This window comes from Traorella massiliensis (assembly GCF_900104665.1).
In the GTDB taxonomy this organism is placed as follows: domain Bacteria; phylum Bacillota_I; class Bacilli_A; order Erysipelotrichales; family Erysipelotrichaceae; genus Traorella; species Traorella massiliensis.
On sequence record NZ_LT629968.1, the window covers coordinates 519,138 to 529,578 of the forward strand.

The 10,441-nt window shown below is 30.2% G+C and carries 10 protein-coding genes; all 10 read right to left on the reverse strand.

Going from position 1 to position 10,441, the window contains the following annotated elements; all coding sequences use genetic code 11:
* Positions 1-203 precede the first annotated feature (203 nt).
* The 10 genes from BQ5367_RS13505 to BQ5367_RS07090 are packed head-to-tail and all read right to left on the reverse strand — an operon-like array spanning position 204 to position 10,348.
* The gene (locus BQ5367_RS13505; protein WP_154667084.1) at positions 204-380 is read right to left on the reverse strand and encodes a hypothetical protein; all 177 of its coding nucleotides are present in this window, start codon (positions 378-380) and stop codon (positions 204-206) included.
* Positions 381-392: 12 nt separating this feature from the next.
* Positions 393-1,463 (reverse strand): glycosyltransferase WbsX family protein, encoded by a 1,071-nt coding sequence (locus BQ5367_RS07050; protein ID WP_071441811.1) that lies wholly within the window; start codon positions 1,461-1,463, stop codon positions 393-395.
* A 20-nt stretch (positions 1,464-1,483) separates the two neighbouring features.
* The gene (locus tag BQ5367_RS07055; RefSeq protein WP_071441812.1) at positions 1,484-2,497 is read right to left on the reverse strand and encodes a glycosyltransferase family 2 protein; all 1,014 of its coding nucleotides are present in this window, start codon (positions 2,495-2,497) and stop codon (positions 1,484-1,486) included.
* Between the two features lies 1 nt (position 2,498).
* Positions 2,499-3,635 (reverse strand): non-hydrolyzing UDP-N-acetylglucosamine 2-epimerase, encoded by a 1,137-nt coding sequence (gene wecB / locus BQ5367_RS07060; protein ID WP_071441813.1) that lies wholly within the window; start codon positions 3,633-3,635, stop codon positions 2,499-2,501.
* A gap of 3 nt (positions 3,636-3,638) precedes the next feature.
* Positions 3,639-4,781 (reverse strand): polysaccharide biosynthesis C-terminal domain-containing protein, encoded by a 1,143-nt coding sequence (locus BQ5367_RS07065; RefSeq protein WP_071441814.1) that lies wholly within the window; start codon positions 4,779-4,781, stop codon positions 3,639-3,641.
* Positions 4,778-6,640 (reverse strand): glycosyltransferase, encoded by a 1,863-nt coding sequence (locus BQ5367_RS07070; protein ID WP_071441815.1) that lies wholly within the window; start codon positions 6,638-6,640, stop codon positions 4,778-4,780. The genes BQ5367_RS07065 and BQ5367_RS07070 overlap by 4 nt, the downstream gene beginning before the upstream one ends.
* Position 6,641: 1 nt before the next feature.
* Positions 6,642-7,685 carry a nucleoside-diphosphate sugar epimerase/dehydratase gene (locus BQ5367_RS07075; RefSeq protein WP_074022003.1) on the reverse strand — a complete coding sequence of 348 codons (1,044 nt, stop codon included), beginning with the start codon at positions 7,683-7,685 and terminating at the stop codon, positions 6,642-6,644.
* Positions 7,678-8,874: a glycosyltransferase family 4 protein gene (locus BQ5367_RS07080; RefSeq protein WP_071441816.1), complete on the reverse strand. Its 1,197-nt coding sequence runs from the start codon at positions 8,872-8,874 to the stop codon at positions 7,678-7,680. Before BQ5367_RS07080 ends, BQ5367_RS07075 begins: the two co-directional genes overlap by 8 nt.
* Positions 8,871-9,737, reverse strand: a complete 867-nt coding sequence (locus BQ5367_RS07085; protein ID WP_071441817.1) for an NAD-dependent epimerase/dehydratase family protein — start codon at positions 9,735-9,737, stop codon at positions 8,871-8,873. The genes BQ5367_RS07080 and BQ5367_RS07085 overlap by 4 nt, the downstream gene beginning before the upstream one ends.
* Positions 9,734-10,348: a sugar transferase gene (locus BQ5367_RS07090; protein WP_071441867.1), complete on the reverse strand. Its 615-nt coding sequence runs from the start codon at positions 10,346-10,348 to the stop codon at positions 9,734-9,736. Before BQ5367_RS07090 ends, BQ5367_RS07085 begins: the two co-directional genes overlap by 4 nt.
* Positions 10,349-10,441 lie beyond the last annotated feature (93 nt).

Below are 10,441 nucleotides of genomic sequence, written 5' to 3' on the forward strand. Positions count from 1 at the left end.
ATACAAATATAATGTCGAATAATAATAGCATTCAAATTGATATACTATTAAAAAAGTATACTTGAATTATGCCTTAATCATATATTAATTGATTAGATATCTTTACTATCTTATTTTTACGACTCTAACTTATTTGAAATGTTTTAAAAAATATAAAAAGGCATGACTAGGTAGCTTATATATTGCTCCAAATCATGCCTTTTTTATATATCAAATATGTGTACCAAATCATACTCCTTTGTTATTTCATCGGGAGATAAACATAAATGAATGTCTACAGAGTATTTATCTTCTAGCCATTTTTTTGTTTTTAACATTTGGGTAGTATCTCCCCCACGATTTATTAAGCAATCTTTCCTATTAGCAAATGCAACTTTCATAATATTCTCCTCTTACTTATCTAAATCTCTTATCCACTCTAAATATTTAAATTTATTCTGTTCTGTGGGTTCTAAAATCATTCCTTCTGCCCACTCATTCCAGGCATTAATGAACAAATATTCACAACCTTTAATTTTTTTGATATATTCATTAAATTTTTCCCTCTCTGGAGAACTTATAATATAACCTCTAAAAGAGTGTCGAGGTGTATTATCCCATTGAAAAAAAACACCTGGTATGAGCGTTGATTCTATTTTGTAATTCAACATAATATCATATAATGTATTACCATCGTATGTTCTAACATATGATAAGAGTTTCTTTTTTGCAAAGAATTCTTTCAACTTCATGTTAATCCATTTTGGCTTATATTTAATTGAATCTATATACATTGTTAGTGCCATAGCAGGTTCTCTTAAAAATATAAATTCTGTGCATTTACTTTTATTATTTTTTAATTCTTCTAGCCCATTTGGATAGCTTTGTCCATGATATGTTTCTATAATACAAATACCATCAAATCCGTGTTTAATGCATTCAGTATTGAAATAATCAAGCATCGCATTTTTTTCGGGAAAATCTGATTTAAAAATCATTAGCAATGGTTTGTTTTTCCTTTTTTCATATCGTTCATCTTTAAAAAAATGTAATAAATATTCAAAATGTTCCTTCCAATCATTTTCTGTACCATATTTTTGCTCTACTAATACTTCAGATGTTCCATTCCAACTTCTAATCCATGAATGATTGGCCCAGCAAAAGAAAAACGGTTGATTAATCGTTTTATCTTTAAGTAGATTTTCTGCAGGCTTCTCTAAAAGTTTTTTTCCACAGAAATAATAGTGATAATAAATCATGCCGTCTACACCATACTCATTCATCAATTTTGTTTGCCAAACAACTGTTTCTTTCTCTAATAAATTGTAATAATTATTATTCAGTGGAATAAGCGGCTGTTCATGCCCATCAAATAGTGGTTTTGCCTTTTTCACATTAGTCCATTCTGTAAAACCTTTTCCCCACCATTCATTGTTTTCTTTTATTTCATGAAATTGAGGCAAAAAAAATGCAAACTTTTTCATAAAGCTCTCCTTTAAACTTTTTAACGATTGATCAATTTTTTTATTAGAATTTTATATTTTTTTAGTGGCGCAAAATTATAAAAATAATATAATAATTTAGGATTAATTTTATAAAGTAGGATTTTTAGTTTTGTAAATTGTGACAACTTTTTTGAATGATGACAAATTCTTAAGCATTTATCAATTTCATTATTCCACATGGATATTTCTTTTTTTGAAAGAATATTTGGAATTAAAAAATATTTATATCCTGATAGTATTGCATCTAAGTATCCACATGCTGCATCAATAAGATAAACCGAATGTTCTTTTTCATATAAATCAAAGACTCGCTTAAAAACTTCGATTTGTTCTACATCTTTTCTACTTGGGGTTGAACGCATTAAGCTATTCTTTGATTCAATTACATAATATTTAATTTCATTGATATAAATAACTCTTCTTGTATTTTTATAAACATCATAAAGAAAAAGAAAGTCTTCACAACGTGATATACTTTCATTAAAACGTAAAGAGCCAATACTGCTTTTTTTAAATAATTTATTAACCAAACTTCCATTAATACGTTTATTTTCAAACAAATATTTTAAACATTCATCATTGAGATATAAGTGAGAAAATCCTTCTTCGTCATCATTATTTCTAATAAATTGTTTATTTTCATCTAAGAATGAGTAACCACAAATAGATAAATCAGCATTATTTTCAATAATATTTCTGAGTAAGAATTCATACATATCCGTAGAGATATAGTCATCAGAATCAACAAAACCAATATAATTGCCTTTACAATTATCCAAACCAATATTTCTTGCATGGGAAGGACCAGAATTTTCACAATAATAGCAACTGAATCGATTATCTTTTTGACAAAATTCATTTATTATTTTTGATGAACTATCTATTGATCCATCATCTATCACTAATACTTCAATGTTTTTAAAAGATTGATTTCTTATACTTTCTAAACAATAACGAATTGTTTTTTCTCTGTTATAGACTGGGACAATTATACTAATTAAAGGTTCAATCATCTTACTTCCTCCACACCATCTTATTAACTATTCCCGTATAACTTTGGATTAATTTTACTACCTTATTGCTTACATCTTCTATATAATTTGGTACTGGAATTCCTAAATCCCCATTCTTATTCATTTCAACTGCTAATTCAACTGCCTGCTCGACTCCGCCTTCAGATATTCCTGCCAATACAAAACAAGCTTTATCTAAAGCTTCTGGTCTTTCTGTACTTGTTCGAATGCAAATAGCAGGGAATGATTTACCTATAGAAGTAAAAAAGGATGACTCTTCTGGCAATGTTCCTGAATCGCTCACAACTGCAAATGCATTCATTTGCAGATTGTTATAATCATGAAATCCTAAAGGTTCATGTAATCTTACTCTTTCATCTAACTTGAAATTTCTCGCTTCCAAGAATTTTTTACTTCTTGGGTGGCATGAATATAAAATAGGCATATCATACTTTTCAGCTAGTCTATTAATTGAAGTAAATAAATCAACAAAGTTTTTTTCAGTATCGATATTTTCTTCTCTATGTGCACTTAATAAAATATATTTATGCTTTTCTAATCCTAGCTTTTCTAAAATTTTTGATGATTGGATCTGTTCTAAATTAGCTGTTAGAACCTCTGCCATTGGTGATCCTGTCACATAAGTTCTTTCCTTTGCGGTTCCTTCGACATTCAAATACCTTCTTGCATGCTCGCTATAACACAGGTTGACATCGGCAATATGATCCACAATTCTTCTATTTGTTTCCTCAGGAAGACATTCGTCAAAACATCTGTTTCCTGCTTCCATATGGAAAATTGGAATATGAAGTCTTTTTGCACTGATAGCACTTAAACAGCTATTTGTATCTCCTAATATAAGTAAAGCATCTGGTTTTATTTCGGCCATTAGCTGATAACTCTTAGCAATGATATTTCCAATAGTTTCTCCTAAGTCTTTACCTACAGCATTTAAATAATAATCCGGCTCTCTTAATCCTAAATCTTCAAAGAAAACTTGATTTAAAGAATAGTCATAATTCTGTCCGGTATGGACTAGTATTTGATTAAAATATTTATCGCATTTTTTTATAACTTCTGATAATCGTATAATTTCTGGACGAGTACCAATGATTGTCATTAGTTTTAATTTATTCATGCTTTAGACCTCCTCAAAATAAGTATCTGGTTTATTAGGATCAAAAGGTTCATTTGCCCACATGACCGTTACCATATCTGTATCACCTAAGTTTTCGATGTTATGAGTGTATCCTGTCGGAATATCAATCACTTCCAGTTTTTCTCCTGATACAAAGTACTTTATAACTTTATCATCATTTATTTTTCTGAATCGAATAACACCTTTACCACTAACTACTAAAAATTTTTCATTTTTTGTATGATGCCAATGATTTCCTTTTGTAATACCTGGCTTTGATATATTGATGGAAATTTGCCCATGTTCTTTTGTTCTTATAAACTCTGTAAATGATCCTCTGTTATCAATATTCATCTTTAAAGGATAATTAAACTGATCTTCAGGTAAATAGGAAAGATAAGTAGCATAAAGTTTTCTAGTAAATTCATCAGATTGATCAACTATTGATAAATTATTTCTGTTTTCTTTTATCTGATAAAGCGTTTCTTCCAATTTCTGTAACGATATATTATAGATTTTTTCAACCCCATAATAAGTACCATCAATAATAAACGGTCTCTTGTTTATGCAATTGAGTATTTCATCTACAACATCATCAATGTAACAAAGTGGAATAACAGCGTTTCTATCGTTCACATGAATCGGTAAATCATGAGCAATATTGTAGCACCATGTCGCTACAACACTGTTATAATTAGGTCTACACCATTTTCCAAAAAGATTTGCAAAGCGATAAATATAAATCGGATTCCCATTTTCTTTTCCAAACTTCAAAAGTAAATCTTCTCCTTCTTTTTTACTTTTTCCATAATCGTTATCACGATCTGCCTGAATGGAGGAAGAAACTAAAATAGAAGCTTTATTGTTATTGTTCTTTAGATAAGTACATAATGTTTCAGTAAATCCTGCATTGCCTTCATAAAATTCTTCAGCTCTTGTAGGGCGATTAACACCAGCTAGATGGATGACAAAATCACAGTCTGTTGTATATTTTTTAAGATCCTCTCTAGTTGAATCTATATCATACTCGTAGATTTCATCAATAGATAGATTCCTGGTTTTATCTTTGCCGTCTTTAATGTTGTATAATGTTGAAATAAGGTTTTTACCAACAAACCCCTTTGCTCCTGTTACTAAGATTTTCATTCAACTTTTCTCCTTTTCTCATTTAAATCAAACAATACATATAATGCAATTACATGAAGAATCACACATAGAGGATGAAATAAGTATGGATTTGATAAAGAAGGATAAAGGAATGCAATTGAAGCGATACTAAAGATTGCAATAAGATTGTCTTTTTTTGTTATAAAATACGCCTTCCAATAAGTAGCAATATAACTTAAAAAAATTAAGATACTGAAAATCCCAAATTTATGTATTACATTAACATATGATACTTCCATACCATAATTAAATTCTGTTGATCTTATTAATCCATTTGAAAAACTTGCTCCTAATCCTTTCCCAAAAAAAGAAAAATCTTCAGCAGCTAAAAAGATTTGTTCTATTCTAATACTGTTTCCAGAATCGTTTGGATCAAATATTTTATATACTATTCCTTTTGTTTCATACGAAATAAAAGAAATAATTACTATTAAAGCTAAAATAATACAAATAAATAGAATCGGTCTTTTAGAAAATAAAGTAATTCTTTCTTTTATCCATAATAAGAGGGTTATTGCTGTAATCGCAATAAAAGCTAACTGAAAACCACCTTGTTTTATACAAATGAATGTAGCTATAAAACTTAATAAATATATAATTAAATTTCTAAATATATTTGACTTTGTTAAAACATAATATAAAGAAATTCCTGTACTAATATAAATTATTACTTGATTACCATATAAGATGTTAGTCCCATTCCCAGCATAATCACATAGTAATGGAAATGAAGCGATAAAATTAATAGGATACTTGATAATAAAAAGCCAAGTAAAAATAGTCAAAATCACAACACAAATAGAATAAGTAAACAGTCTTTTTATAATTTTTTTCTTATTTGGTTTCCATATATTTAAGACAATAAAAAATGAATAAAGGGTCATTCCAGCAAAATTTCTAACAATATAAGAAAGCTGATTTCCTCTAATAAAGCCTAAAATCACTCCATATCCCCAGCACAACAATAAAATAATACAAAAAATATTAAAAAGATTATTTTTGAATTTTAAATTTTTTGGTTGTCGTATAAATGCTTGAATAACATAGATAAAAAAACAGAAAAAATAAATTATGTAAAGATGCATTGTTGAAAAAGGTATTATACAAAATAACAATAACATCAATTCAGGAAGAACATTAAAGTTTTCTCGCTGTAAATACCTGTAGAAATACTGACAAGACATATTAGCACGGAATAGTATTTTTTCTAATAAATTAAGTGCTCCTGTTTGATTTGAATCGTGTATTCTATGTTTAATTAAATCTTCATTTAAAAAAAATGTACTCCCATTTTTTTCACTTAATAAACCTATCCATTGGTCGTGAGCTTTAACATTTTTTGGCATCTTCATTATTTCTTCTTTTAAGTCTTTTCTAAATGCCATTGCGCATCCCCAATAATTACTCTTCAATAAATTATTAAAAAACCCTTTTTTGTATTTGATAATATTTTTTTTAATAATTTTGTTATCTTCAAAAAAGCACATATTATGCATAACTACTTTAGTTGATTTATTTTTTTCAAAAATCTCAATTACTTTTTTTACTTTATCCTTTTCCCAAATATCATCTTGATCTGACAAAAATATAATTTCATTATTACATTTTGAAATTGCATATAGAAAATTTTCTTTAAAACCTTGCTTTGGACCATCATAAAACTTTATTTGCTTGTAATTTTTCATTAAATTTAAAATAATGTCTTTTGTTTTATCGATGGATCCATCATCAGAAATAATTAACTCATCCTCTTCTTTCAACTGTTTTACAATACTCAAAATCTGTTCTTTGATGTATTTTTCACCATTATATGAAGCAAGGGCAACGGAAATATTCATTTTATTCGTTCCTCCACTTTTCAAGTTCTTCTCTAACTAAAGGAACTTCCAATAGTTTATTTTTCACTGCTTCTACATCCATAAGTTTAGTGTTGTTTGAATTGAACTGTTTCAGTTTAGATTCATGTAATCCTTCACTGAAGTATTTATCGTAGTTTAAATCTCTTTTATCGGCTGGAACGCGATAGAAATCACCTAAATCAATTGCATGAGAACATTCTTCATCAGTAAGTAATGTTTCATACATTTTCTCCCCATGTCTAATTCCTATTACTTTGATTTCATTATTGACTTCAAATAGTTCTTTAGTAGCCTTAGCTAGCACATCAATTGTACATGCAGGAGCTTTCTGGACAAATATATCTCCGCTTTCACCATGTTCAAAAGCAAATAAAACTAAATCTACCGCTTCTTCTAAAGTCATTACAAAACGTGTCATTGTGGGTTCTGTTACTGTTAATGGGTTATCAGCTTTTATTTGACTAATAAAAAGAGGTACTACACTACCTCTTGAAGCTAATACATTTCCATATCTTGTACACATGATTTTTGTTTTATTTGGGTCAACAGTTCTGGATTTTGCGACAATGACTTTCTCCATCATTGCTTTGCTTGTACCCATTGCGTTCACTGGATAAGCCGCTTTATCTGTACTTAAGCATACAACTTTTTTTACCCCGCACTCTATAGCTGCTGTTAGCACATTTTCTGTTCCTAATACATTCGTTTTAACTGCTTCAATTGGGAAAAATTCACAAGAAGGAACTTGTTTTAGTGCTGCTGCATGAAAAATATAATCAACGCCATACATTGCATTTTTGATTGAAGACAAATCCCTTACATCGCCAATATAAAATTTGACTTTATTTGATACTTCAGGATACTTCGCTTGAAATTCATGACGCATATTGTCCTGCTTTAATTCATCTCTAGAAAATACTCTAATTTCTCCAATATCTGTTTTTAGAAATCTATTCAACACAGCATTTCCAAAAGATCCTGTTCCTCCAGTGATTAACAATGTTTTGCCTGTAAATTCACTCATTTTTTATTTCCTCCATATATTTTTCTAACTGATTCAATAATGTTTCTTTATTGAAATTTTCATTTCCGTATTTCAGAGCATTATTTTTGAATTCAATTCTTTCTTTCTCTGTTAAGTTTATAAATTTCTCGCAGACATCAACCAAAGCATCGACAGAAACGTTTTCACTTACAAGCCCAGAATTTGATTCAAGAATAATTCTTTTTCCCTCACCGCTAACACATCCTATAATAGGTACACCACAAGCCAAATAAGTTTGTAGCTTTGCAGGAATGGTCATTTCAAATACCGGATCTGGTTTTAATATTAATAAAGCAGCATCTGCTTGTGCTAAATAATCTGGAATTTCTTTTTCAGGTTTGAATCCGTGAAAAGTCACAACATTATTCAAACTGTAAGAATCGGTTAATCTTTCAAGTTTTTCTTTTTGTCTGCCATTTCCAATAAAATGCCAATGTAAAGGTTCATTTTTTAATATTTTTGCTGCTTCTATTGCTAAATCAATACCTTGCGCTTCACCAATATTACCTGTAAAAACTATATTTAACTTATCGTGATTCAATAAATCATTCTTTTTTTCACTTTTACTAACGCTTGAATATTGTGGCCAATATAAAACTTTATCTTTATTCTTAATTCTTCTTTTAATTTTATCTACAAAGCTTGGACTAGCTGCTAAAAGCAAGTCGCAGTGTTTATAAATATAATTTACAATATGACTAATACATCCAATAATTAAAGGATTATCTATTCCAGTTACTGCAATGATATTTTCAGGCCATAAATCTTGAACATTCATAATAATAGGAATATTTAATCTTTTTTTTAACTTTATTGCAGGGAGTGCAACAGTTATTGGCGATACTTCAAATACATATATCAAGTCAAAATCACCTTTAATTTGCTTTGACTTCTTACTGGCTTGATATATAAAGCTCAAGTAATTCAAAATAAGGTTTATAGAACCTTTTTTTCTAGCTCTAAGAGGAGCACGAATGATCTTTATATCATTCCATAATTCATCCTCATTGCCCTTAAATGAATATCTATCAAAGTATTCACCATCAGGATAATTCGGTTTTCCTGTAAAAACTGTTAACTCATGACCTCTTTCTTTTAAATCTAAACATAATTGATTAATTCTAAAATTCTCTGGATAGAAATATTGCGAAACGACTAATATCTTCATTCGTAATTCATCTCCGTCAATTGAATTGATTCTTCAAAAGAATACTTATCGTAATCTTCTTTATATTTTGATAATTCTTTATCTATCGTTAAATTTCCATATACTTTATTGATATATGTCTGCTTGTTGAAAAGCTTGATAAATGGATTGAAGATTCCTGTAAACCATATCTTATGATTGTGGATCTTTGCGATTTCTTTGATCATTTCTACACTGCTTACATATTCACGATTCTGTGGTAAGTAAATTCCACTCTCTTCGTTATCGATCATCAGCCGTATGAATTCAATCAGATTCCCTAGATAAAGCATGCTTCTTTGATTTCTAAATGTTGGAAAGATAGGTGTCTTTCTTGCAAATTTAGCCATCAGTGGATAATTGCCTTTCGAATTTGGTCCATAGATCATAGGCGGACGCACAATAACAACTTTAAAGTTGTCATCCTCTAAAGGTCTTATCTTAATTTCTGCCTGTTTCTTGCTGTTTCCATAGAAATTATCAGGAGTCAATGGTGTTTCTTTTGTAATCACTCTGTCTTCACCAATTTTCCCGCTTCCGTAAACAATAATGGAAGACATAAAGATAAACTGCTTTACACCATTCTCTTTTGCTTTTTTGGCAGTCTCATAAGCTAATTCTGTATTGACTCGATAATAAAGTTCTCTTTGACTCTCATCAGGTGTTGAGTGTGCCAGTCCTGCCACATGATAAACGACATCATAAGATGAAAAATCATGATTTCTCCATTCATCATTTCTCATCTCTAATTCTTCAACTTCATACTTTTCAGGATATTTCAACAGCTCATCTCTGAAGTGAGTTCCTATATAGCTCCCTTTACCGGTGATCAGGATCCTTTTCATGACTGTACCTCTTTCTTGAGCTCTCCTGTTCCTCCTTCAACGACTCCTTCATGTTTCAGTACAGATGTGATCGTTCCAAAGAAGCATTTACAGTCAAATCGAAAACTCATTCTTTCTACATACTCGCCATCCAGTCTTGCTTTCACATCGATCTCCAGCTCATCTCTGCCATTGATCTGTGCCCAGCCTGTCAGTCCTGGAAGAATATCATTGGCACCATATCTGTCTCTTTCTTCGATCAGATCGTACTGGTTCCATAAGGCAGGCCGAGGACCGATGATCGACATATCTCCCTTTAAGATGTTGATGATCTGTGGAAGTTCATCCAAGGATGTCTTTCTCAGTACTTTTCCAATAGAAGTTATATACTGATCCGGATTGGCTAACAGATGTGTTGGCGTATCCTTAGGCGTGTCGGTACGCATCGTTCGAAACTTCAGTATATTGAAATAGGTCTTGTTCTTTCCCACACGCTTCTGTTTGAAGAAAACAGGGCCTGGAGAAGTCAGCTTTATAATTAATGCAATAATCAAAAGCACCGGCGAGAGAACAACTAATCCCACCAGACTCAATATAAAATCAAGCACTCTTTTCAATCCATTCCGATACATTTTTCCCATTCCTTTCCCACACACAAAAAAACATACATCTTTCAGTATGCTTTCACTCAACTTTGGATAATTCGCAATTATCTTAAGTTTAAA

Excerpts from the sequence above, each read along its gene's own strand:
- BQ5367_RS13505 (WP_154667084.1), bottom strand. The coding sequence starts at position 380 with ATGAAAGTTGCATTTGCTAATAGGAAAGATTGCTTAATAAATCGTGGG.
- BQ5367_RS07050 (WP_071441811.1), bottom strand. The coding sequence starts at position 1,463 with ATGAAAAAGTTTGCATTTTTTTTGCCTCAATTTCATGAAATAAAAGAA.
- BQ5367_RS07055 (WP_071441812.1), bottom strand. The coding sequence starts at position 2,497 with ATGATTGAACCTTTAATTAGTATAATTGTCCCAGTCTATAACAGAGAA.
- wecB (WP_071441813.1), bottom strand. The coding sequence starts at position 3,635 with ATGAATAAATTAAAACTAATGACAATCATTGGTACTCGTCCAGAAATT.
- BQ5367_RS07065 (WP_071441814.1), bottom strand. The coding sequence starts at position 4,781 with ATGAAAATCTTAGTAACAGGAGCAAAGGGGTTTGTTGGTAAAAACCTT.
- BQ5367_RS07070 (WP_071441815.1), bottom strand. The coding sequence starts at position 6,640 with ATGAATATTTCCGTTGCCCTTGCTTCATATAATGGTGAAAAATACATC.
- BQ5367_RS07075 (WP_074022003.1), bottom strand. The coding sequence starts at position 7,685 with ATGAGTGAATTTACAGGCAAAACATTGTTAATCACTGGAGGAACAGGA.
- BQ5367_RS07080 (WP_071441816.1), bottom strand. The coding sequence starts at position 8,874 with ATGAAGATATTAGTCGTTTCGCAATATTTCTATCCAGAGAATTTTAGA.
- BQ5367_RS07085 (WP_071441817.1), bottom strand. The coding sequence starts at position 9,737 with ATGAAAAGGATCCTGATCACCGGTAAAGGGAGCTATATAGGAACTCAC.
- BQ5367_RS07090 (WP_071441867.1), bottom strand. The coding sequence starts at position 10,348 with ATGTATCGGAATGGATTGAAAAGAGTGCTTGATTTTATATTGAGTCTG.